At 71.0% G+C, this 22,335-nt stretch carries 19 protein-coding genes; 5 read left to right on the top strand and 14 right to left on the bottom strand.

All coding sequences use genetic code 11. The features are described from left to right. Positions 1 to 8: 8 nt before the first annotated feature. From ACFYPH_RS13510 to ACFYPH_RS13525, 4 genes are read right to left on the bottom strand one after another with little or no spacing between them, the layout of a single operon-like run. Positions 9 to 1,721, bottom strand: coding sequence for an amylo-alpha-1,6-glucosidase (locus tag ACFYPH_RS13510; RefSeq protein WP_387181614.1), 1,713 nt, complete (start codon positions 1,719 to 1,721; stop codon positions 9 to 11). 56 nt (positions 1,722 to 1,777) lie between these two features. After that, positions 1,778 to 2,602, bottom strand: a complete 825-nt coding sequence (locus ACFYPH_RS13515; protein ID WP_354856187.1) for a carbohydrate ABC transporter permease — start codon at positions 2,600 to 2,602, stop codon at positions 1,778 to 1,780. Continuing rightward, positions 2,599 to 3,570 carry a carbohydrate ABC transporter permease gene (locus ACFYPH_RS13520; protein ID WP_387181617.1) on the bottom strand — a complete coding sequence of 324 codons (972 nt, stop codon included), beginning with the start codon at positions 3,568 to 3,570 and terminating at the stop codon, positions 2,599 to 2,601. The genes ACFYPH_RS13515 and ACFYPH_RS13520 overlap by 4 nt, the downstream gene beginning before the upstream one ends. Before the next feature lie 18 nt (positions 3,571 to 3,588). After that, on the bottom strand, positions 3,589 to 4,830 hold the full coding sequence (locus tag ACFYPH_RS13525; RefSeq protein WP_387181621.1) for an extracellular solute-binding protein: 1,242 nt from the start codon (positions 4,828 to 4,830) through the stop codon (positions 3,589 to 3,591). 300 nt (positions 4,831 to 5,130) lie between these two features. On the opposite strand from ACFYPH_RS13525, the gene ACFYPH_RS13530 reads away from it, so the two are divergent. Together ACFYPH_RS13530 and ACFYPH_RS13535 are read left to right on the top strand one after the other, a co-directional pair. Then, entirely contained in the window at positions 5,131 to 6,966 is a 1,836-nt protein-coding gene (locus tag ACFYPH_RS13530; protein WP_387181624.1) for an RICIN domain-containing protein, read from the top strand. A 188-nt stretch (positions 6,967 to 7,154) separates the two neighbouring features. Next, positions 7,155 to 8,765, top strand: a complete 1,611-nt coding sequence (locus ACFYPH_RS13535) for an arabinofuranosidase catalytic domain-containing protein (RefSeq protein WP_355139770.1) — start codon at positions 7,155 to 7,157, stop codon at positions 8,763 to 8,765. Between the two features lie 144 nt (positions 8,766 to 8,909). Here ACFYPH_RS13535 and ACFYPH_RS13540 read toward each other — a convergent pair whose 3' ends face one another. Beyond that, positions 8,910 to 9,527, bottom strand: a complete 618-nt coding sequence (locus tag ACFYPH_RS13540; RefSeq protein ID WP_387181627.1) for a TetR/AcrR family transcriptional regulator — start codon at positions 9,525 to 9,527, stop codon at positions 8,910 to 8,912. 189 nt (positions 9,528 to 9,716) lie between these two features. On the opposite strand from ACFYPH_RS13540, the gene ACFYPH_RS13545 reads away from it, so the two are divergent. Together ACFYPH_RS13545 and ACFYPH_RS13550 are read left to right on the top strand one after the other, a co-directional pair. Further along, entirely contained in the window at positions 9,717 to 11,357 is a 1,641-nt protein-coding gene (locus ACFYPH_RS13545; RefSeq protein WP_355067998.1) for an MDR family MFS transporter, read from the top strand. Between the two features lie 82 nt (positions 11,358 to 11,439). After that, positions 11,440 to 12,258, top strand: a complete 819-nt coding sequence (locus ACFYPH_RS13550; protein WP_355067997.1) for a phosphatase PAP2 family protein — start codon at positions 11,440 to 11,442, stop codon at positions 12,256 to 12,258. Here the strand turns inward: ACFYPH_RS13550 and ACFYPH_RS13555 are convergent. The 7 genes from ACFYPH_RS13555 to ACFYPH_RS13585 form a co-directional block, all read right to left on the bottom strand. Continuing rightward, entirely contained in the window at positions 12,224 to 12,793 is a 570-nt protein-coding gene (locus ACFYPH_RS13555) for a hypothetical protein (protein WP_387181631.1), read from the bottom strand. The genes ACFYPH_RS13550 and ACFYPH_RS13555 overlap by 35 nt on opposite strands. Before the next feature lie 141 nt (positions 12,794 to 12,934). Then, positions 12,935 to 14,383: an arabinofuranosidase catalytic domain-containing protein gene (locus ACFYPH_RS13560; RefSeq protein ID WP_387181634.1), complete on the bottom strand. Its 1,449-nt coding sequence runs from the start codon at positions 14,381 to 14,383 to the stop codon at positions 12,935 to 12,937. A gap of 551 nt (positions 14,384 to 14,934) precedes the next feature. After that, complete coding sequence (locus tag ACFYPH_RS13565; protein ID WP_354861080.1) at positions 14,935 to 15,294, bottom strand: hypothetical protein; 360 nt, start codon at positions 15,292 to 15,294, stop codon at positions 14,935 to 14,937. Between the two features lie 10 nt (positions 15,295 to 15,304). Then, on the bottom strand, positions 15,305 to 17,071 hold the full coding sequence (locus ACFYPH_RS13570; protein WP_354861079.1) for a hypothetical protein: 1,767 nt from the start codon (positions 17,069 to 17,071) through the stop codon (positions 15,305 to 15,307). Between the two features lie 19 nt (positions 17,072 to 17,090). Continuing rightward, complete coding sequence (locus ACFYPH_RS13575; RefSeq protein WP_387181637.1) at positions 17,091 to 18,317, bottom strand: hypothetical protein; 1,227 nt, start codon at positions 18,315 to 18,317, stop codon at positions 17,091 to 17,093. Between the two features lie 193 nt (positions 18,318 to 18,510). After that, on the bottom strand, positions 18,511 to 18,843 hold the full coding sequence (locus tag ACFYPH_RS13580; protein ID WP_355139754.1) for a putative quinol monooxygenase: 333 nt from the start codon (positions 18,841 to 18,843) through the stop codon (positions 18,511 to 18,513). 36 nt (positions 18,844 to 18,879) lie between these two features. Further along, entirely contained in the window at positions 18,880 to 19,146 is a 267-nt protein-coding gene (locus ACFYPH_RS13585; RefSeq protein WP_354861073.1) for a helix-turn-helix transcriptional regulator, read from the bottom strand. Positions 19,147 to 19,249: 103 nt separating this feature from the next. Between ACFYPH_RS13585 and map the strand changes: the two genes are divergently transcribed. Further along, positions 19,250 to 20,068 (top strand): type I methionyl aminopeptidase, encoded by an 819-nt coding sequence (map, locus tag ACFYPH_RS13590; RefSeq protein ID WP_354861072.1) that lies wholly within the window; start codon positions 19,250 to 19,252, stop codon positions 20,066 to 20,068. Positions 20,069 to 20,120: 52 nt separating this feature from the next. Here map and ACFYPH_RS13595 read toward each other — a convergent pair whose 3' ends face one another. Both ACFYPH_RS13595 and ACFYPH_RS13600 read right to left on the bottom strand, forming a co-directional pair. After that, entirely contained in the window at positions 20,121 to 21,116 is a 996-nt protein-coding gene (locus ACFYPH_RS13595; protein ID WP_354861070.1) for a histidine kinase, read from the bottom strand. Continuing rightward, a complete protein-coding gene (locus ACFYPH_RS13600) occupies positions 21,113 to 22,285 on the bottom strand; it encodes a DUF418 domain-containing protein (protein WP_387181642.1) in 1,173 nt (390 codons plus the stop codon). The genes ACFYPH_RS13595 and ACFYPH_RS13600 overlap by 4 nt, the downstream gene beginning before the upstream one ends. Positions 22,286 to 22,335 lie beyond the last annotated feature (50 nt).

Consider the following 22,335-nt stretch of genomic DNA (forward strand, 5'->3'; position numbering starts at 1 on the left):
CTGGCCGGCTACCGCCGCGCGGCTCGGCGTTCCTCCTGGGCGGCCGCGAGGATGAGGTAGCTGCTGGCCGTCCAGGTGTACGCGCGATCCCGCAGCCCGGCGCCGGTCTCGGCGTCGAAGTTCTCCGCGAAACCGGACTTCTCACACAGCGCGAGGAAGCGCTGGCTGATGTCGTCGGCGATCGCGGTGTGCCCGGCCCGCCGCAGACCGTCCTCGACCAGCACGGTGGAGGGCGCCCAGATCGGGCCCCGCCAGTAGCCGTCGGCGAGGTAGTGGGCCGAGTCCGTCGGTTCGGTGGCCAGCCCGTGCGTGGTGAGGTGGGTCTCGACGCCCCGGGCCAGCGCGTCGGCGATCGGGGCGGGCAGGTCGGCGCCGAGAGCGACCGGCATCAGGTCGAGCAGGCTGCGGCTTGTCCGCCGCTGCCCGGTGTGCGGGCTGCGGGCGGTGAAGCGCTCGCCGTCCCACAGCTGCCCGATCATGGCCTTCCGGATCCGGTCGGCCTCCCGGGACCACCGGTCGGCAGGTTCGCCCAGCTCGGTGGCGAGGTCGGCCAGGCACCGCAGCTGGGAGACCAGGAACGCGGCGAGGTCGGCGGTCTGCACGACCCGGCCCTCGTCGAACGTGGTGGCGTTGTCCCAGCCGCTGTCGTTGCCGTGCTGGTAGTGCGGCAGGTCGTGGCCGGGCGCGCGGCGCGCGTCGAGCCAGAACCCGGTCCAGCGGGCCAGCCGGTCGTACGTCTGCGCGAGCGCCGCCCGGTCCGGTGACTGGGGGAGGCGTCGGCGCAGGTGACGCAGGGCCCAGCCGTGGATGGGGGGCTTGACGTAGTTGTGCAGCACCTCCGAGTGGGTGACCGAGTCGGGCAGGGCACCCGCGCCGTCCTGGTGGTCGAAGGGCAGGTGGAACTGGTGCCAGGCCAGCTCCGGCTCACCGGCCGCGAGCGCGATCGCGTTGAAGCAGTGGTCCCAGCTCCACACCTTGTCCATCCAGTGCTTGGACATCAGGACGGCGGGCCGGGTGACGAAGCCCGCCGGGGCGACGGTGGCGGACCACAGCACGTACGCGGCCAGTTCGGCGGCCGGGGTGTCCGCGCCGCGCCACGGCGCGACGGCGTCGACGAACGCGGCGAACTCGGCGCTGCGGTCGCGGCACACCCGGTCGAAGGGGACGGCGGCGGCGTACGGCCGGCGGGCGGTGGCGTACTCCTCGACGGCGATCTCCCAGGGTTGGTCGCCGGGGAGGTCCAGGCAGCGGTCGGCGGTGCCGAGCGCCTCGACGCCGTCGGCGCGACGCAGCGCGCCGGAGAGCACCGTGACCCGGTAGCGGCGCCCGGTCTCGTACGAGGTGAAGACGTGTGAGCCGTCGACCGGGTCGAGGTAGAGGTAGGTGCCGCTGAACGGGGTGAGGGTGCCCGCGGCCGCGGCGATCCGCAGGCCGAGGTGCCGGCCCCGGATCCGCAGGGTGTCGGGTGCGTCGTAGGCGGCCTCGATCCGACCGGGACCGGCACGCCAGGTCAGCAGCGCGGGCGTGGCCACGACCGTGGTGCCCGCGGCCGTGGGGGAGAGGCGCAGCACCGGGTGCAGCCCGGTCTGGTGCGACACCAGGTGCAGGTCGTCGGCGTACGTCTTCTCGGCTACCACCGGGGAGATGTTGAACCAGGATCCGCGGTAGCTGAACGGGATGTCCTGGATGGCGAACTCCGGACCGGACGGGGCGACGGTCATGGGTGGCGGGTGCCTTTCTGTGGTGCGGGTGGTCAGTCCTCGACCGCCGCGGATGGTCAATCCTTGACGGCGCCGGCGGTCACGCCCATCGAGACGTACCGCTGCGCCAGGATCAGCAGCACAGCGGCGGGGATCGAGGCGACGACGGCGGTGGCCATGATGGCGTTCCACTGCTGGTTGTTGTTGCCGATGTAGTGGTAGATGCCGAGGGTGATCGGCTGGTGGTCGCCGCCGCCGGCCAGGGTCGAGGCGAAGATGAAGTCCGACCAGGACCACAGGAACGCGAAGAGCGACACCGTGACGATCGAGTTCCGGCTGACCGGCAGCACGATCGACCAGAAGGTACGCAGCCGTCCCGCGCCGTCGACCACGGCGGCCTGGAGCAGCTCGTCGGGGATGCCGGACATGAAGGCCGTGAAGATCAGTACGGCGAACGGCACCGCGAGTGTCGTGTCGGCCAGGATCAGGCCCGGCAGCGTGTTGAGGACGCCGAGGGTGAGGTAGATGGCGTAGAAGCCCATCGCCATGATGATGCCCGGGATCATCTGGGCGATCAGCAGCAGGAAGCTCAGCGCCGGGCCGCCGGGTGGCCGCAGCTTCGCCAGCGCGTACCCGGCGGGGGCGGCGAGCGCCACGGTCAGCGCCACAGTGCCGAGCCCGACGAGGAAGCTGGTGCCGAGGTACGGCAGTTGCTGGTCGAGGACGGCCCGGTAGCCGTCCAGCGTGCCGTCGGTCGGGAACAGGTGCGGCGGACTGGCCCGCATGTCCTGGTCCCGGGTGAACGACACATTGATCATCCAGTACACGGGGAAGAGCATCAGCCCGGTCAGCACCAGACCGACTCCGGTCTTCCACCAGACGCGACGCGGTGACGTGGTCATCGTAGGTGCTGCCTCCGCTGGGACCGGATGTAGACGAGCCCGGCGATCAGGGCCATCACGATGAGCAGGTTGCCGACGGCCGCGCCCGGACCGAACTCGGGCAGCAGGTTGCCGAAGCCGAGCCGGTACGACCAGGTGGCGAGCGTGGCGGAGGAACCGGTCGGGCCACCCCTGGTCATGATCCAGATGATGTCGAAGACCTTCAGCGTGTAGATCAGCCCCAGCAGCAGCGTGATCGCGGAGACCGGGCGCAACAGCGGGAACGTGATCGACCAGAACCGTTGCCAACCGGTCGCGCCGTCGAGCGCGGATGCCTCGTACACCTCGACCGGGATCGCTGCAAGGCCGCTGTAGAGCACCACCAGGTTGAACGGAATGCCGATCCAGACGTTCGCGATGATCACCGAGGTGAGCGACCAGGTCGGCGAGGTGAGCCAGTTGACCGGGTCGATCCCGACGACGCCCAGCGCGGCGTTGACCAGGCCCGAGTCGCTGTTGAGCAGCCACGACCAGGTCGAGGCCGACACGATCAGCGGCAGCAGCCACGGTACGAGGATCAGCGCCCGCAGGGTGCCCGACAGCGGGAAGTTCTGGCGGAAGAAGAGAGCCAGGGCCATGCCGATGCTGAACTGGAAGACGAGCGACGCGCCGGTGAAGACCACTGTGTGCGCCAACGTCGGCCAGAACGCCGGGTCGGCCAGGACGGTGCGGTAGTTGTCCAGGCCGGCGAAGGGTGCGCCCCCCTGCACGAACGAGCGGACGGTGTACTCGCGCAGGCTCAGCTCGACGTTGCGGTAGAGCGGGTAGGCGTAGAAGGCCAGCAGGTAGACGACCGTCGGCGCCAGGAAGCCCCACGCCAGCCAACGTCCGGGCCGGCGGCTTCGAGGCGCGGGGGGCCCGGGTGGGGCGGCCTCAGCCGCCCCACCGTGGCCTCGCGTGATGGTGGAAATCCGCGTCGTGGGGGTCATCGTGTCGGTTCGGCGCGCTTACTTGCTCGTGGCCGAGGCCTGCGCGGCGGTCAGCGCCTCCTGCGGCGACTTCCCGCCGCTCAGGGCTGCCTGCACGGCGGTCCACAGTGGTTCGGAGATCTTCGGGTACTTCGTGCCGAGGTTGTCGCCGGTGCGGCCCTTCGCGGCCCGGACGGCCTCCACCCAGACCTTGAGCTTGGGGTTCTCGGTTGCCTGCCGGTCCTGCACGGCGGCCACCGGCGCGACGTAGGAGAGCGTGGTGTCGGTGGTGAGGAGATTGTCGGCGCTGGTGAGGCAGGTGACGAGCTTCTGCGACGTCGCGTACCGGTCGGTCTTCTTCTGGACCGGGATCGAGACGAACTCGCCACCGGTCGGCGCCGGGGCCGGTCCACCGGCGCTGGCCGGGATCGCGATCGTGCCGTACGAGAAGCCGAGCTTCTCCGCGTTGGCCAACTGCCAGGTGCCGTTCTCGGCGAACGCGAAGTCGCCGGTGGCGAACTCCTGCCAGCTCGTGGTCTGGGTGTTGTTGATGACCGAGTTCGGGGCGTGTCCCTGCCCCAGCCAGTCCGTCCAGAGCGTCAGCGCGGACACCGCCTGCGGCGAGTCCAGGCTGGTCAGCTGGGCGCCCGATCCCCAGAACCAGGGCAGGAACTGGAAGCTGCCCTCCTCGGTGCCGATCGCGGAGAAGGTGATGCCCTTCTTGCCCTTGGCCTTGACCTTCGTCAGCGCCGCGGTCAGTGACGTCCAGTCCTTGACCGAGGCCGGGTCGACGCCGGCGGCGGTCAACAGGTCCTTGTTGTAGTAGAGCGCGAGGGTGTTGGCCCCGATCGGCACCCCGTACGTCTTGCCCCCGCTCTGGCCGGCGCCGAGCAGGTTCGCCGCCATGCTCGACACGTCCAGCTTGTTCTCTTCGGTGGTGGTGAGCGCGCCGGCCTCGGCCAGTGTCGAGATGACCGGGTTGTCGACGATCAGCACGTCCGGCGAGTTGCCCTGCTGGGCGGCGAGCAGCGCCTTGTTGGTGAGGTCGGTGGTGTCGTAGCCGGTCCGCTCGACAGTCACGCCCGCCGAGGTTCCGCACTTCTTGAGCAGGGCGACCCAGTCGGAGTCGTCGGCGAACTGCGGATACGGGTCCCAGACGAGGTACGCGCCGCCGCCACCGTCGGAGTCGCCGGACGACGACGAGCAGGCGCTCGCCGTCACCGCGGCGAGCGCTAGCACGGCAACGGCGGCCAGGCGCCGCCGTCGGTTGAGTCGTGTCATGTGCTGCCTCACTTCAAGTCGATCGTCAGGTGGGGTGTCGTGGGTTGACCGTCGCGGGCCGGACCACGTCCGACCATGAGGCGAACCGATTCGACGAACCGGTTCGCACGAAGATAGGACCGCCCGTGCGCGATGGTCAAGGGCTGGTGAGCGTCCACGGAGGCACTGCTGGGAAACAGCGGCTTCACGCGATCGTCACTTCATTGACACGGATGAGTCTCCGACCTACGATCCCTGCGAATCGATTCGCAAGCGCAGCCCTCCGGAGAGCGTCCCCCGCGCCCCACCAAGGAGCCGCCCGTGAAAACCCCGTCCCGCAGCAGGTCGGGACGAGCCCACGCGCTCGTCGCCCGACTCGTCGTCGGCCTGCTCGCCGCAACCACCGCCGTCACCGTCGCCGCGTCCCCGGCCCAGGCCGCCGACGAGTCGATCAGCGTCAACTTCTCCACCACCACCGGCACGCCGACCTACCGCGCGTCCGGCTGGATCTACGGCATGACCGAGAACGCCAGTGGCCCGCCCGACCACTTCTACCGCGACGTCAACTTCCAGTACATGCGCGCCGGCGGCGCGCAACTGCCCGGCAGCGGCTGGGTCGGTGGAAACTACGACCGCCGCTGGAACGCCACAGTCGCCCAGGCCCGTCGGACCGTCGCCCTGGGCGGGCAGTTCATCCTGTTGCCGCACGACCTGTGGGGCGCCGACGGTGCCGGCATCTCCCGCTTCCCCGGCGACAACGGCAACTGGACCGACTACGACAACTTCCTGACCCGGGTGATCAGCGACGTCCGGGCGTCCGGACTGTCGGTGCAGTGGGACATCTGGAACGAACCCAACATCACCATCTTCTGGAACCGGCCGATCTCCCAGTACCTCGAACTCTGGCGGCGCACGTACCAGCGCCTCCGGACGGAGTTCCCCAACCAGCTGATCGTCGGGCCGAGCTGCGCCTGCGTGCCGTCGACCAACCACGCGTTCTGGAACCAGTACCTGGACTTCGTGCGCTCGACAAACACCGTGCCGGACATCATCAGCTGGCACTCGCTGCCCGGTGACCCGGTCGCCAATGTCGCCGCCGCCAACGCCACCCTCGACCCGCGCGGCATCCCGCATCCCCGCCCCTACCAGATCAACGAGTACGGGGCGAGCAACGAGCAGAACCCGGCCGACGGCGCCTGGTACATCGCCCGCCTGGAGCGGGCCCGGGCGGACGGCCTGCGGGCCAACTGGGCCAGCGCCGGCAACCTGCACAACGACCTCGGCAACCTGCTGGTCCGCAACTCGGCCGGCCAGCATCAGCCCAAGGGCGAGTGGTGGGTCTACCGCTACTACGCCTCCCAGGCCGGGCAGATCGTGTCAGTGACCGGCAGCCAGTCCTACGACGCGTACGCCACGAAGGCGAACGGGGTGGCGAAGGTCCTGGTCGGTGGTGGTCGGACGACCGGGAACCTGAGCGTCAATCTGCAACGCCTCGACACGACGAGTGGCGTGGTGCAGAACAACCAGGTGCGGGTGCTCACGCAGCGCATCCCGTACAACAACGGCGGTGCGGTGCAGGGCCCGGTCACGGTTTCGAACAGCGTCGTCACCGTGTCCAACAACAACGCCACAGTGAACCTGCCGTACGGCAACCAGAACGACACGTACACGGTGACCCTGCTGCCGCCCTCCGAGGGGGGCTTCCAGTCGGTGGCGGTGGCCCAGCACTCCCAGCAGTGCCTGGACAACACCGGCCTGAGCACCACCGACGGCAACGTTCAGCAGCAGTTCTACTGCGAGGGCGGTGACCAGCAGCTCTGGAACTTCCGGCCGGTCGCCGGCGTGGCCGACACCTACACGGTGGTCAACCAGCAGAGCGGCAAGTGCCTCGACGTCAGCGGCGCTTCCACCGCCAACGGCGCCGCCGTGGACCAGTGGACCTGCCAGAACGGGCTCAACCAGCAGTTCACCCTCCGGAAGGTGACCTACTCCGGTAACGACTCGCACGACTACCAGCTCGTCGCCCGGCACAGCGGCAAGTGTGTCGACGTCAACGGGGTCTCCACGGCGGCTCGCGCGACGGTCCTCCAGTGGCCCTGCAACGCGGTCAGCCAGGGCAGCCCGCTGAACCAGACCTGGCGGGTCTGGGGGCGGTAGGCGTCGCGGAAGAGGTCAGGCGGTGGCCGTCGGCACGGGCGGCCACCGCCGGACTCCCGCCGGGCGGGCATTCATTGACACTCATCGAAAATTGATCCTACGATTGCCGCGAATCGATTCGGCTGCCCCCGCCACCACCACCTGCGGCGTCGGCCATCCACGCCGTCACGACTCCGAGGAGCCACCTCGTGCGAACCCCGTCCCCCGCCGGGTCAGGCATGGCCCGCGATCCCATCCCGAGACGTCGCCTCCCACGCCTGGCCGTCCTGGCCAGCGCACTGGCCGGCGTCCTCGTCCTCGTCACCGTCGGTGCGACGGCCGGCGCCGGATCGTCCGCCGCCGAGGCCGCCGCCGCGCCGCTGGCGGCCGCCGCCATCGCGCCCGGGCAGAGCACCACAATCGTCGGCGTCCCGTCCGGTCGATGCGTCGAGGTTCCCAACTCCAGCACCACCAACGGCACCCAGACCCAACTGTGGGACTGCAACGGCGCGGCCGGCCAGACCTGGACCTGGACGTCGAGCAAGCAGCTCACGGTGTACGGCAACAAGTGCCTGGACGCCTCCGGCCGAGGCACCACCAACGGCACCGCGGCGATCATCTGGGACTGCAACGGCCAGACCAACCAGCAGTGGAACGTCAACAGCAACGGCACCATCACCGGTGTGCAGTCCGGGCTGTGCCTGGACGCCAACGGCGCGGCCACCGCGAACGGCACCAAACTGATCCTCTGGGCCTGCAACGGCGGCGCCAACCAGCAGTGGGCCTCGCCGAGCACCCCGCCGACAACGACCCCGCCGACCACCACCCCGCCGACCACGACCCCGCCGCCGAGCGGCGCGCGCCCGTGCGACATCTACGCCTCCGGCGGCACCCCGTGCGTGGCGGCCCACAGCACGACGCGAGCCCTCTACGCGACGTACGCCGGCAACCTCTACCAGGTCCGGCGCTCGTCGGACAACACCACCCGCAACATCGGCCTGACCGGCACGGGCGGCACCGCCAACGCGGCGACGCAGGACTCGTTCTGCTCCGGCACGACCTGCGTGATCACCGTCGTCTTCGACCAGTCCGGGCGCGGAAACGACCTCTGGTACCAGGGGTCCAGCGTGGTTCCGGGCTCGCCGCAGAGCAGGCCGGCGACCGCGACCTCGGAGTCCCTGACGGTCGGCGGCGCCAAGGCGTACTCGCTCTACATCAATCCTGGCAACAGCTACTGGCGCGACGGGCACCTGACCGGCGTGCCGACCGGCGCGGCGCCCGAGGGCATGTACATGGTGACCAGCGGGACCCACGTCAACAGCGGCTGCTGCTTCGACTACGGCAACAGCGAGACGACGCGCAAGGCCGACGCCGCCGGCGCGATGGACGCCATCAACTTCGGCAAGCAGTGCTGGTTCGGCGGTTGCTCCGGCAGTGGTCCCTGGGTGCAGGCCGACCTGGAGTGGGGTCTGTTCCCCGGTGGCAGCAGCTCGTGGAACCCGAACCAGCGGGCGTTCACCAGCAAGTTCGTCACGGCGACGCTCAAGAACAACGGCACGTCCCGCTTCGCCATGAAGGGCAGCGACGCCCAGTCCGGCAGCCTCTACACGCTGTGGGACGGCTCGCTCCCGTCGGGATACAGCCCCATGAAGAAGCAGGGCGCGATCATCCTGGGCAGTGGCGGTGACTGCTGCAAGCCCGACGGGGGCGCGAACCTGAGCGCCGGCACCTTCTACGAGGGGGCCATGGTCGCCGGTTACCCGTCCGACGCGACCGAGAACGCGGTGCAGGCCAACGTGGTGACCGCTGGTTACCGCTGACCCCGTCGACGGCGGGCCTCGTCCGCCGGCCACCAGCGCCGAGAGCGGTGGTGGCCGGCGCGACGGGGCCCGCCGTCGTTCCGCTGTGGCGCTCGCTGGCGGCGGGCCGGCGCGCGCCGTGTCGGGTCGTACACCTGTCGATGGTCAGGTCGTCGAGTCGTCTGCCGGTGCGGCGGCCGACGGGGGAGCGACCTCGGCGAGCGCGGTGCGAACGATCTCCAGCAGGTCGCGACCCGGGTGGTCGATCCAGTGCTGGGTGGCGACGCGCAGGGCGGCCAGGAACGTCGCGGTCAGCAGACGGGAGCGCAGCTCCACAGCCGTGCCGGTGAGCCGGTGCGCAAGCTCCGCGGCCAGCTCGCGCTCGATCGCGGTGTACGCCGCGACCTGCTGCGCGGCCAGGCCGGGGTGCCCGCGTAGCTGCCGGCGTCGGGTCAGCCAGCTGTGGTCGCGATCATCCGATGATTCCCTGGTCACGTGTTCGGCCGCCCGGCTCAGCGCGGTCCACGGCGGCTCGCTGCCCGGCCGCTCGTGCACCAACTGCAACAGCCGGCGCAGGCGCACCGTGTCGCCGTAAAAGAGCGCCTCCTCCTTGCTGGAGAAGTAGTTCGAGAACGTCCGCCGGGAGACGTTCGCGGCGTCGGCGATCGCCTCGATGGTCACGCAGTCCGGGCCCTGCTCGGCCGCGAGGCGCAGGGCTGACTCGTGCAGGGCGAGGCGGGTGGCCGCCTTCTTGCGCTCCCGTAGACCGGTGATCTCGTCCATCGCGCTCAGCGTACGTGGAGTGACCGGCTTCTCAATGCGCAAACTTGCCGACTGGGCAAGATCGGTAGATGCTTGCGTGAGGCAACCAACTCAGGTGCGCGAATGCGCGGGTTCGTGAACCCACGGCGCTCGCCGCGCAGCCCTGTTCGACGTCGCCCTCGCCAACCACGACAAGCTGGAGGCCGCGCGATGAGCGCACCCACCACCACGGCCGGCACCGAGCCGATGACCCATCGGCAGACGCTCGAGGCGCTCAGCGGTCTGCTGCTGGTGCTCTTCGTCGCGATGCTGAGCAGCACGGTCGTCTCGACCGCGCTTCCCAAGATCATCGGGTCGTTGAACGGCTCCCAGAACCAGTACACCTGGGTGGTCACCGCGACCCTGCTCACCGCGACCGCCACCACCCCGATCTGGGGCAAGCTGGCTGACCTGTTCAACAAGAAGCTCCTCATCCAGATCGCCATCGTGGTCTTCCTGCTGGGCTCCGTCATCGCCGGCTTCTCGCAGAGCGCGGGGCAGCTCATCGCGGCCCGCGCGTTCCAGGGCATCGGGGTCGGCGGCCTGCAGGCCCTCGTCCAGGTGGCGATCGCCGCCATGATCCCGCCGCGTGAGCGGGGTCGCTACAACGGCTACCTCGGCGGCGTCATGGCGGTCGCGACCGTCGGCGGCCCGCTGCTCGGCGGCCTCATCGTTGACACGTCCTGGCTGGGCTGGCGCTGGTGCTTCTTCGTGGGCGTGCCGGTCGCCGCCATCGCGCTGATCCTGCTCCAGGCGACCCTGCACCTGCCGACGCTGCGGCGGGAGAACGTCAAGATCGACTACCTGGGTGCCACCCTGATCGCCGCCGGCGTCAGCGTGCTGCTGATCTGGATCTCCTTCGTCGACGGGTCGTTCGCGTGGGTCTCCTGGCAGACCGGGGTCATGGTGGGCGGCGCGCTCCTCCTGCTCGCCCTCGCGGTCTGGGTGGAGTCGCGGGCGGCCGAGCCGGTGGTCCCACTCGGCATCGTGCGCCAGCACACCACCGCGCTGGCCATCCTCGGCAGCCTCGCGGTCGGCATGGCCATGTTCGGCGGCGCGGTCTTCCTCGGCCAGTACTTCCAGATCGGCCGTGGCTACAGCCCGACGGAGGCCGGCCTGCTCACCATCCCGATGATGGCCGGCGTCCTCGGCTCCTCGATCGTCGCCGGGCGGCTGATCACCCGGACCGGGCGGATCAAGCCGTACATCGTCGCCGGTTCGATCCTCCTGGTCGCCGGTTTCGCACTGCTCGGCACCATCGACCACGAGACGTCGCTCGTCCTGGTCGGCGTCGCCATGTTCATCGTCGGCACCGGCGTCGGCATGACCATGCAGAACCTCGTCCTCGCCGTCCAGAACACGGTGGCCCTCAAGGACATCGGCGCGGCCAGCTCCAGCGTCGCGTTCTTCCGGTCCCTCGGCGGCACCATCGGTGTCTCGGTGCTCGGCGCCGTCCTCGCCCACCGGGTCACCGACCAGATCACGCGTGACCTGACCGCCGCCGGGATCCCCGCCTCCGGCGCCGGCGGCGACAGCAACCTCAACATCACCGCGCTGCCCGACGGGATCCAGCACATCGTGCGGGCCGCGTACGGCGACGCCACCGGGCACATCTTCCTCATCTCGGCCGCCATCGGGGTGGTCGGCGTCATCGCCGCGCTCCTGCTCCGGCCGGTGACCCTGCGGACCAGCCTCGACCTGCCGGACGCCGCCACGACGACGGCGGTCGGCGCCGACGCGGTCGACGGGGCGCCCGCGTTCGACCAGGTCTCCGTCGACCCCGCGCCGAGGGGGACGCCCGACCGGCGCTGACGTCCGACCGCAGCGGGCCGCCACCGTCTGGAGACGGTGGCGGCCCGATCCACCCGGCGACAGTGACTGAATCGAGGCGCCTGTGGAGATCGCCGAGCTGGCGGTGCCGCAGCCGGTGGCACCCGGCCGGCGGGCCGCTCCGGCCCGCCGCGCGGCGCGCGAGCTGCTGCTCGTCGCCACGCTGTTCCTGCTCTACAAGGTGGCGCGGATGGCGGTGGCCGGTCGGGTGTCGACCGCGCTGGCCAACGGCGAGTCGGTCTGGCACATCGAGCGGCTGTTCCACCTGCCCGACGAGGCTGCCGTCCAGCATCCGCTGCTCGCGCACGACCTGGTGGCGCACCTGGCCAACGGCTACTACGCGTACGTGCACTTCCCCACCACGGTGATCACCCTCGGCTGGCTCTACGTGCGACACCCGGCGCACTACCTGTGGACGCGTCGCGTGCTCGCCTGTCTCACCGCGGCGGCTCTGGCCCTGCACCTCCTGGTCCCGCTGGCGCCGCCCCGGCTGACCGCGCTGACGGGCCTGGTGGACACCGGCCGCCGGTTCGGGCCCACCGTCTACGGTCCACCCGACACCGACACCCTCAGCAACCAGTACGCCGCCATGCCGTCCCTGCACGTCGGGTGGGCGCTGGTCGTGGCCGTCGCGCTCGTCGCGGTGACCCGCGGGCGCCTCCGGTGGCTGTGGCTGGCCCACCCGCTCGTCACCCTGCTGGTCGTCGTGGCCACCGGCAACCACTACTGGCTCGACGGTGTGGTGGCGGCACTGATGCTCGGGGTCGTCCACCTGGTCCTGCCCACGCCCGCCGAGCGACCCGAGCCTCCTTCCAAGCCCCAAGCCACCGCGGCAACGAAACGAGACCTCAGCCCACCGGTACGCCGTACTCGCGCTCGGTGAACAGGTCGACGTCCCGCGGGCCCAGTTTGGCGACCCGGCGCGCGTGCAGGGCGAGCTGCCGACGTGCCTCGCCGAGGCGGCGGCTGGCGATCGTCATCTCGTCGGACGACTCGAACGGCTCCGTACCGCTGGCCCGCAGCGCGGCGGCCAGCACCCCGTTGAACGCGGTCATCAGCCCGTTGGTCAGCGCGATGCCGTCCTGGTCCCCGCGCGTCCAGATCTCCGACCAGGCGGCCTCCACCGTGACCATGTCCCGGGCCAGCCAGTCGTGCAGCATCATCGGCCCCACTGGCTTGTGCCCTCCGAGCAGGTCGTTACCCGCCTCCGGCAGGCCCGACCGCCAGTACCCGGTCTGCCGCAACGCCTCGGCCTTGTGGGCGAGGCGTAGAGCGCCGGACAGAACCAGGACGTACGCCCGCTGAAGCTCGGCCCGCTCGCGCTGCCGCCGCCTGATCCGACCGTGCACCCACACCACGAACAGCGATGCGAAGGCGGTGATCGCGGAGCCGAGCAGGGCGGCCAGGGTTGAGTTCACGCCGACATGATGCCTGCCGCCGCTTGGCGTCGCCGCGCGGGCTCACCCCGGCTCGGGAGCCTTCCCGAGCCGGGCCACGCGGCGTAGTGGATTGGTCGCGGCCGCCACACGCCGCGAGCCGGGGGTGGCGGCCGCGGGACCTCAGCGGTAGCCGGCGGCGACGATGTTCGCCTGCACCGCGTTCTCGGTCGCGTCGGACGGGTAGCCCGCCACCATCGCGCCCTCGTAGAAGGTTCCGACGCTCTGGTTGGAGTTGTCGATGCAGCAGTCGCCACCACTGCCCAGGATGATGGCGCCCTGCTTCCGCATCGGGTTGTAGCCCGAGGGCAGCGAGCCGTCCCAGAGCGTGTAGAGGTTGCCGGACTGGGAGTTGCTGCCCTTGATGGCGAAGCGCGTCGTACCGTTGTTCTTCAACGTAGCGGTGACGAACTTGCTGGTGAACGCCCGCTGGTTCGGGTTCCACGAGCTGCTGCCGCCCGGGAACAGACCCCACTCCAGATCCGCCTGGACCCAGGGACCGCTGCCGGAGCAGCCGCCGAACCAGCAACTCGTTCCGAAGTAGATGGCGTCCATCGTGCCCCGGCCGTCGGCCCGACGGGTGGTCTCGCTGTTGCCATAGTCGAAGCAGCAGCCGCTGTTGACGTGGGTGCCGCTCGTCACCATGTACATGCCCTCCGGCGCGGCCCCGGTCGGGATGCCGGTCAGGTGCCCGTCGCGCCAGTAGCTGCTGTTGCCGTTGATGTAGAGCGAGTAGACCTTGTTGCCGCCGACAGTCAACGACTCCCTGGTCGCCACCGCGGGCTGCACGGCGCCCCCGATGCCACCCGCGCCCTGGTAGCCGAGGTTGTTTCCGCGCCCGGACTGGTCGTAGATGACCGTGATGACGCACGTGGTGTTCGCGCAGAAGCTGTCCTGGGTGGCGGAGTTGGCCCGTCCTCCGGTGCTGAGCACCCCGATGTTGCGGGTGCTGTTGTCCGAGGATCGGCGCACCTGGTAGAGCGAGCCGTTGTAGGAGGCGTACAGGGCACGGGTGGTGCTGTGCGCCGCGACGCAGGGCGTGCCACCGGCCGTGTAGATGTCGCACGGCAGGGTCGTGCTCGGCGGCGGTGTGGTGGGTGGCGGCGTGGTCGGCGGCGGTGTGGTGGGTGGCGGGGTCGTCGGGTCCACCCCTCCCGTACAGGTGGTGCCGTTCAGGGCGAAGGAGGCCGGTACGGGGTTACTGCCGGTCCAACTGCCGTTGAAGCCGAAGCTCGTGCTGCCGTTGGTGGGAATGCTGGCGTTGTAGGGGGCATTGGTGACGGTGAGTTCGCTGCCTGCCTGGGTGTAGCTGCCGTTCCACAGTTGGGTGACGGTCTGGCCGGCGGCGAAGTTCCAGGTCAGTCGCCATCCGTTGACGGCGTCGCCCAGGTTGGTGATGGTGACGTTGGCGCCGAAGCCGCCCTGCCACTGGGAGCTGACCGAGTAGGTGATTTGGCATCCGGCGGCGGCCGCCGAGGCGCCGGTCTGGGTGAGGGCGGCGCCGACGAGCACGAGTGTGGCGGCGGCGGCGATGAGCGCCGACCGCCGGTGGCGGGGTTGTCTGAGTCGCACGTGCTCTCCTCATCGGTGAGAGATTGACGATGTGCCGGGGGCCGGCCCGTTCCCCCTGCTCGGGCCCGGACTCTGAGCAGGGGGACGGCGGGACCTGGCCCGGTCTGTGGCCGCGTACGACGACACCGAGGCCGTCCGGCGCCGGGGTGAGCCGTCGGGGACGGCGTGGTCGGCGGGCCAGGCGGTTCGGTACGTGGCGTTACGGTTGCCGGTCAGCGCCGACGGTCCTGCCCGGGGACGCGGCGGTGATCGATGAAGTGGCCGTGGCCTGGAATCGTCCGGCCCTCGGCGCGGGTCGCCCGGTGGTGATCCCGGGCCGTCCCGTGCCGGCCACGCTCCACCCGCCCCACGCCGCGAACGATGTCGACCGCACAGCCGGGACCAGCAATGACAGGCCCTTCGTGACGGTCAGATTACGCTCAGATATCGACGGTCGTCGGCTACGTTAGCGTTAACAGGATGGCATGTCCATAGACGACCGTGGGTATTCGCTCGCACCGACCCGGGCGCCCTTGGTGCCGTCGGGCCAGCCAGCTCTGCTCACCGTACGGTCAGAGTGGCCAGTGCTGGGAGACGATGTCGATGGCGGCCCTGACCGCCTCCGCCAGCGTGCCGCCGACCGTGGCCAACGCGGCAAGTGTCTCCAACGACGTCAGCACCGGCTTGGGATCCGGCTGCCGTTGCTCGCGTGCGACCTCGATCGCGGTCACCTCGCGGCCGGCGCGATCCGGGTCCTGGAAGTCGGCGACATGCTCCTTCAGGGTGCGCAGCAGCGCGTCGAACCGCTCGGCGAGGTCGTTGGTCCCGTTGTACTGGACCATGGTGACGTTGTCGCTGGCCATCGCCTGTTGCCCACCATGGATCGTGTTGTGGAACACGATCGACCGGGCCGGCTGATCCGGGTCCGCCATCGAGGGCCTCCTAGGTGTGCTGTTCGAACGTGACATTGGAGCTGGCGAACGCCTGCTGACCGCCGAAGATGGTGTTGACGTTGCCGAAGATGTTCTGGACCTCGGACGCGCGCTGCACCAGATCGCCGGTGTCCAGGCCCCGCTCGGTCAGGAACGACACGACCGCCTCCAGCACGGCCCGCTCCAGCAGCTTGGTGTACTTCCACTCGTCGAGCAGCTGCAGGTGCTTGACCGCGGTCCGCTCGGCGACGAGCTGACGCACACTGACCCGGGCGCCGTAGTCGTGCGTCCGGAACTGCTCGCTCGCGGCGAGCGCGTCGTCCATCCGGGTCTTCATGCCCCGATCGTGCCGCAGTCGCTTGATGAGGTGCCAGCCGCTGAGCACCGAGTCGGTCACCATGTTCGCCAGCACGTCACGCACGATCCGGACCATCGACTGCTCGGGCCGCAGCCGATCGACCACCGCGTACCGGGCCTCGATGGGGGGCATCACCGTGGTGACGAACTCGACGTAGAGCAACCCGCCCTCGACGGCGGCGTGCACGAACGCGGAGATGTCGATGCCGAGGTTCTGCTCGGGCAGCACGAGCCGTCCGTCGGCGGTGTGCAGGGGCTTGCCGGCGCCGCTGACCACGATCCGGTCGTAGTAGCGCAGGCCGCCCTGCGGATGCCGGACGATCACGTCGATCACCTCTTCCGAGGCGCGGCTGCGCGGCATCCCGGTCACCGGGTCGAGCAGCGGGTCACCCTGCCGGCGTACCCCGTCGGCGACGATGTGCGGCACCAGGGAGAGCCCGGGCACCCGGACGGCGCGGGGCAGCGGATCCTCCCGCATCCGCCGGATCGCCGCCCGGACGTGCGCGGTCAGCGCAGGCCCCAGCTCCGCCTGGTCGATCGGCGAGGCATCCGGGCTGCCGTCGCGGCCGGCGGCCCGGCCGGGCGCGGGCCGCACCGGAATGGCGTACGACCAGCCGTGCTCGGCCGCACCGCAGCCCAGGAAGGGGTCCCGTTCCTGGACGGTGATGTTGCCGTACTGGGCGCGGGCCACCAGGTCGAGCCGGCGGGCCACCCGTTCGTTGGGCAGGGTCGGCAGGACCGGTGGGATGCCGGGGCGCAGCTCGTCGGTCAGGATCTGGTGGGTGGTGCGCTCGAACCGGACGAGGACGGCGAGGGTGGCGACACCGAGCAGGAGGGGCATCCAGGCCAGGAAGCCGAAGAGGCCGGCCGTCATCCTGGCCTGCAGCGCCTCGACCAGTGAGTCGGCGCTGAGGTCGGGGCCGGTGCCCAGCAGGGAGCCGGCGAAGAACTCGAGGCCGCTAGACACAGTGAACAGAGGCAGCACGAGCGCCAGGCCGCCACTGCACAGCACGATGGTGATCAGCGTGCCGTACAACAGGACGCGGACGGGCAGGGACAGCTGGCGCGACTCCCGGGACCGGGCCAGCAGCACGGTGAACCCGAGCACCACCCAGCCCACGGTGGCGGTGATCGAGGTCAGCAGACCGATGACGAGCAGCCCGAACAGGATGCTGTCACGGACCAGGTAGCGGTGCTGTGCCCGGAAGCAGTGCCGGACGACCGCGTTGAGGTCGAAGCCGAACGAGAGCGCGACGGCACGCCGCTCGTCCTCGATCACCTCTCTGATCACCGTCTCGGCGTACTTCTGGTCGAGGTAGGCCGCGCCACACAACTGCCGGGTGGTGTCGGACAGCCGCGGTGGCACCTGGTACGACGGGAAATCGAAGTGGTCGGTCTGCGGCGCCTCGGTCACCGTCACGTCGTCATCTCCCGGCTCCCTAGATTTCCTTGCTGGTGCGGGTGGGCAACCCGCATGAGGTGGCGATCGGGTTCCACCGGCGCAGAAACTCGTTCTTGGCCTTCTGGGACTGCTCGGAGAGTTGGTTGCCCCGCCGCCAGTTGGCGTCGAGCGAGCAGCCGGAGCTGATGGAGCGTCGCGTCCAGGCGGCGTAGGCCGCGTCGGCGTCCCCGGCGTACGTGAAGGCGGAGACCAGGTGGGATCGCATCGCCGGCCCGTCGGTGAGCGCGTCGACGGTCAGTGCCTCGGCCTGGTCACGCTGGGTGCGGCGTTGGCGTGTCACGCCGTCCAACAGGCCGAGCGAGCGGTTCAGGTCGCGGCACTCTCCCACGGCCGCGATGGCGATGGCCAGGTCGCCGCGCGAGGCGATCGACTCCGACAGCAGCGCGTCCACCGCCTGGGCCTGCGTACGCCGCCGGGCATCCGGATCGTCGCTCACCGTCGGCGTCGGCGTCTCCGGGCCGGGCGTCGTCGTCGGGACCGGGTCGGGCGTCGGCGGCGTCTCGGTGGGCACCTCGTCGTCGGCGGTCGGGGTCGCCGAGGTGGACGTCGCCTCGGAGACGGCGGCGGACAGCGGCACTGTCATGCCCGCGACGAGCGCCACCGCGACGGTCACCACGACCGTGGGCACCAGAAGCTGGAGCCCTCGCCTCAGGTCACCGTCACGGCCGTCACCCCGGGCCGCGCGCGCCCACAGGTAGCCAGGTGACTCGGGTACGCCCCGGACGGCCGTCAACAGGTAGATGGCCACGGCGAGCGCGGCGAGCACGTAGTGCCACAGGGCCAGTCGACCCGGCACCTCGGACGGCTCCTGGGCGCCCCGGGCGAGCGCGACGAGCAGCAGCACCAGCGCCCAGCCGGCGAACAGCACCGCACACACCAGCAGGTCCCACAGCGGGGGTGGCAGGGCCGCCCCCGACATCGCGCCCGAGGCCCCGCCGACGACGGGCGACACCCCCGGCGGTTCGGTCGCGAAGGGTGTCGCGCTGGGCGGCTCGGTCGTGAAGGGTGTCGCGCTGGGCGGTTCGGTCGCGAGGACGGTCGGGCCGGGCGGCTCGGTGGTCGGGTCGGGAGGCTCGGTCGCGACGGAGAACGCGCGGGGCGGAGACTCCTGCTGCGGCACGGCGGCGCCGGGCAGGGCCGAACCGCACCGTTGGCAGGTGGGGAGCGCCGCATCGGTGTCGGCCCCACAGGTGACGCAACGCATCGATCACCGCCTTCCCCGGCAGGCGCTTGTCACGGTGGACCTTAGCGACGAGATCGATGTCCGACATCCTCCACCCGGGCCCGCGTCGGGGATCGCGGATATCCGACAGTCCCCAGTGGAGCTACCGGCCCGGGTTGGCGAAAAGCGCCGAGCGGAAACGGCGGAAAGTGGCCCTGCCGGCGTCGGCCGGCGGTCAGCGGGCCTCGGGTACGGCCATCTCGCCGAGCAGCGACCAGTCCTGCTGCGGGACCGTGGCGTTGACGATGCGCGGCGTCTCGGCCAGGTGCGGCGGCAGCGTCTCCTGCGCGGCGCGGAAATGGGCCGACTGGACGTGGGCCGCGCCTGCCTCGTCGTCGCGGAAGGCCTCGACCAGGACGTACTCGGTCGGGTCGTCCAGGCTGCGGGACCAGTCGAACCACAGGCAGCCCGGCTCGGCGCGGGTCGCCTCGGTGAACGGGGCGGCGATCTGCGGCCACTGGTCGGCGTGCTCGGGCAGCACCCGGAATTTCGCGGTAATGAAGATCATGGGCTTAAGGCTACCCAGCGGTCGTCGACCGAGTGCTCAGGACGCCTCACGGACGCGCAGATCGGCCAGCCACACCTCGGCCAGGTCGCTGAGCGCGACGCCGAGGACCTCGCTGAGGCAGACCACGGTGCCGAACGCGGGTGCCGGAAGCCGGCCCACCTCGATCTTGCGCAGCGTCTCCGGTGACATGCCGGCCGCCAGGGCCACCTCGACGAGACTGCGGCTGCCCCGTGCGACCCGAAGCGCCGCTCCGAGGCGTTGCCCCGCGGCGATCTGTTCCGGTGTGAGGGGTGGGCGGACCATGTGAGCAGGATAGATGCGTCCGCGCGGACCGGCAATGTCGACCCGCCGACCCCTCGGGCCAACGTGGTATAAATATACCGCACCGGAGACGGAAGGGTTGATCGTGATCGAGCTGAAAACCGCCGCGGAAGTCGATCGAATGGCCGTGACCGGCCGGTTCGTCGGCGAGCTGCTGGCCGAGCTGCGTGCGGTGGCCGCCGCAGGGGTCAACCTGCTGGACCTGGAGCACCACGCCCGCCGCCGAATCAGGGAGCGGGGCGCCGAGTCCTGCTACTGGGACTACACGCCGTCGTTCGGTCGCGGCCCGTTCCGCAACGTCCTGTGCCTCTCGGTCAACGACGCCGTGCTGCACGGTCTGCCGCACGACTACGTCCTGCGCGACGGTGACCTGCTGAGCATCGACATGGCGGTCGGGATCGACGGCTGGGCCGCCGACTCCGCGCTGTCCGTCGTCGTCGGCACCCCCGACCCGGCGGATCTGAAGCTGATCGAGGCCACCGAGGTCGCGCTGGCGGCCGGCATCGACGCCGCGCGGCCGGGCAACCAGCTCGGCGACATCTCCGCCGCCATCGGCGAGGTCGCCCACCGCTACGGCTACCAGGTCAACGACGAGTTCGGCGGGCACGGCATCGGCCGCACCATGCACGAGGCCCCGCACGTGCCCAACAACGGCCGACCCGGGCGGGGCATGAAACTCAAGCCCGGCCTGACGCTCGCGATCGAGCCGTGGTTCTGCCGTAGCACCGGCAAGATCAAATTCGACCAGGACGGCTGGACGATCCGGTCCGCGGACGGCTCGCGCTCGGCCCACTCCGAGCACACTGTCGCGGTCACCGAGACCGGCCCCCGGGTGCTGACCCACCGCCCCGACCAGGGCGTACGGCCGGACAGCCGCAGCGGGCAGTCGGCCGCGACGTCCTGAGGCGTACCGCCGCGGAGCGTGCGGGCCGTCGGCCTGCGGTGCCTGCGCAGTTTCATGCCGGCTCGATCGGGATCGTGACGGTGACCCGGGTCGGGCCGCCGACCGGGCTGTCGACCGACAGGCGGGCGTCGATGGCGTCGAGGCGACCGATGATGCCGCGCAGGCCGGTGCCGCGGCCCGGGTCGGCGCCACCGGAACCGTTGTCGTCGACCTGGATCCGTAGCATGTCGCCGGCCTGGTCGAAGGTCACGCACGCCGCCGTGGCGCCGCTGTGTTTCGCCACGTTGGCCAGGGCTTCGGCCACCGCGAAGTACGCCGCGGTCTGCACCGCCGGTGGGAGCTGCGCGGGCGGGTCGCCGGTGACGGTGACGGGCACGGCGAGGTCGAGCGCCAGGGCGCGGACGGCGTCACCGAGGCCGCGGTCGGCGAGGACCGCCGGGTGGATGCTCTGGGTGACGGTGCGAAGGTCGTCGAGGGCGGCGGTCGCCGTGGCGCGGGCCTCCGCCAGCAGCTGCGCGGCACCGTCGACGTCGCGGCGCAGCAGGTCCCCGGCCAGGCCGAGGGTCAGCGCCAGGGACACCAGGCGGGCCTGGGCCCCGTCGTGCAGGTCGCGCTCGATCCGTTTCAGCTCGGCCGCCTGCTGGTCCACGGCGCTGCGGCGGGAACGGGTCAGCGTGGCGATCCGCTCGGTGAGCTCCCGCTCGCGGGCGCCGGGAGGGCGACTGACCACCCAGGCGTGCAGCCCGACGATCGTCGCCAGGCCGAGCAACGTCCAGGCCGGCCAGAAGTAGCCGCCACCGGTGAGCACCCAGACGCTGAGGTCGGCGCACCCGATCAGGGCGCACGCGGCGACGTCGAGGGCGAGCCAGAGACGCCGGCCCGGTGGCACCCGCAGTGCCCGCCGCAGCAGGAGCCGGCCGAGCAGGACGATGCCGACCCCGAAGTACACCCACCGGGGCCAGAACACGCCACGGCCGGTGACCAGCCAGGCGACCGTGGCCGCGACGCAGAGCGCCCCGGCCACGGTCCTGCGGGTGATGGCGGTCATCGGCGGGTGGTGCGGTAGGTGATGCGTCGCAGCAGCGTCTCCGCCGGCCCCCGGTGACCGGTGACGCTCAGCGTCCAGGCGGCGGCGAGCGAGACCAGCCAGGTGACGACCGCCACGCCGGCGGCCGCGTACGTGCCCTCCAGGTGCAGCGCCCACGGCGCGAACAGCGCCAGCCACACCGCGGACTGCAACAGGTATCCGCTCAGCGACCGTTGCCCGAGCGCGACCACCGGGGCGAGCAGGGCGCGGCCGCGGCGGGCACGGTCGAGTCGCGGTGCCAGCAGGCCGAACAACGCCACGTAGCCGGGCCCTCCGTACTCGCCGCTCACGGCGTGGACGAGTGCCATGGTCCCGACCGTAGCGGCGTCGACGTGCACGGCACCAGCGGCGATGAGCGCGTAGGGGAGCGCGCCGACGACGGAGATGCCGAGGCAGCCGACGGCGACGCGGCGCAGCAGCACGCGGTGCGCGGCGGGGTTCTCCAGGATGCGGTGCCGGGCCGCCCAGATACCCAGCCACACGATGACGATGAACGGGAGCACGGTGGCGGTGTGGACCGGCCACTCGGCGAGGCGGTCGAGGATGGACTGGCCGTACGACGATGCGGCGAGCGACGGGTTCGGCGTGTTGGTGAGGACGGCGTTGCCGCCGCGCGCGCCGACGAGCGCGGTCACCGCCAGGACCCCGGCGTACGCGGTCTGGATGCCCCAGAGCCACAGCACGACGCGGTGGAACCGGTCGCCGCGGCGCAGCAACAGCAGGGTGGCGGCGATACCGACGATGCCGTACGCGCCGAGGAAGTCCCCGAAGTACAGCAGCGTCGCGTGGCACAGGCCGAAGACGATCAGGGCGGCGTTGCGCCGCAGCAGGATCCGCCGTGCGCCCTCGCCCTGTCGTCGGGCGATCTGCACGAGGCCGTACCCGAACATGACGGCGAAGACCGGGTAGGCGCGGCTGTCGACGAACGTCGCCAGGACGGCGTTGACGACGCGCTGCGCGCCGTGCGGCGTGCCGTCCAGGCCGGGCTGGCCGGCGAACGCGGCGTTCGCGGCGTTCGCGAGCGCGATGAACAGCAGCATGGCGCCCCGGGCGAGGTCGGGGGCGAGGGCGCGGTCGGTGCGGGGGACGGGGCCCGGTTGGAGGGCCGTCGTGCTGACGGTTGCGGTCATGGTCTCAGGCTCGCCGCTGGCGCGACGCGTTTCGAGGAGCCTGGAACCCC

It is taken from the genome of Micromonospora sp. NPDC005252 (genome assembly GCF_042872475.1).
Lineage (GTDB): Bacteria > Actinomycetota > Actinomycetes > Mycobacteriales > Micromonosporaceae > Micromonospora.

What these genes read in the sequence shown, in the direction of transcription:
- ACFYPH_RS13575 (WP_387181637.1), bottom strand. Translation starts at nt 18,317, where the DNA reads ATGCGTTGCGTCACCTGTGGGGCCGACACCGATGCGGCGCTCCCCACC.
- ACFYPH_RS13565 (WP_354861080.1), bottom strand. Translation starts at nt 15,294, where the DNA reads ATGGCGGACCCGGATCAGCCGGCCCGGTCGATCGTGTTCCACAACACG.
- ACFYPH_RS13580 (WP_355139754.1), bottom strand. Translation starts at nt 18,843, where the DNA reads ATGATCTTCATTACCGCGAAATTCCGGGTGCTGCCCGAGCACGCCGAC.
- ACFYPH_RS13600 (WP_387181642.1), bottom strand. Translation starts at nt 22,285, where the DNA reads ATGACCGCAACCGTCAGCACGACGGCCCTCCAACCGGGCCCCGTCCCC.
- ACFYPH_RS13595 (WP_354861070.1), bottom strand. Translation starts at nt 21,116, where the DNA reads ATGACCGCCATCACCCGCAGGACCGTGGCCGGGGCGCTCTGCGTCGCG.
- ACFYPH_RS13510 (WP_387181614.1), bottom strand. Translation starts at nt 1,721, where the DNA reads ATGACCGTCGCCCCGTCCGGTCCGGAGTTCGCCATCCAGGACATCCCG.
- ACFYPH_RS13545 (WP_355067998.1), top strand. Translation starts at nt 9,717, where the DNA reads ATGAGCGCACCCACCACCACGGCCGGCACCGAGCCGATGACCCATCGG.
- ACFYPH_RS13540 (WP_387181627.1), bottom strand. Translation starts at nt 9,527, where the DNA reads ATGGACGAGATCACCGGTCTACGGGAGCGCAAGAAGGCGGCCACCCGC.
- ACFYPH_RS13515 (WP_354856187.1), bottom strand. Translation starts at nt 2,602, where the DNA reads ATGACCACGTCACCGCGTCGCGTCTGGTGGAAGACCGGAGTCGGTCTG.
- ACFYPH_RS13525 (WP_387181621.1), bottom strand. Translation starts at nt 4,830, where the DNA reads ATGACACGACTCAACCGACGGCGGCGCCTGGCCGCCGTTGCCGTGCTA.
- ACFYPH_RS13520 (WP_387181617.1), bottom strand. Translation starts at nt 3,570, where the DNA reads ATGACCCCCACGACGCGGATTTCCACCATCACGCGAGGCCACGGTGGG.
- ACFYPH_RS13585 (WP_354861073.1), bottom strand. Translation starts at nt 19,146, where the DNA reads ATGGTCCGCCCACCCCTCACACCGGAACAGATCGCCGCGGGGCAACGC.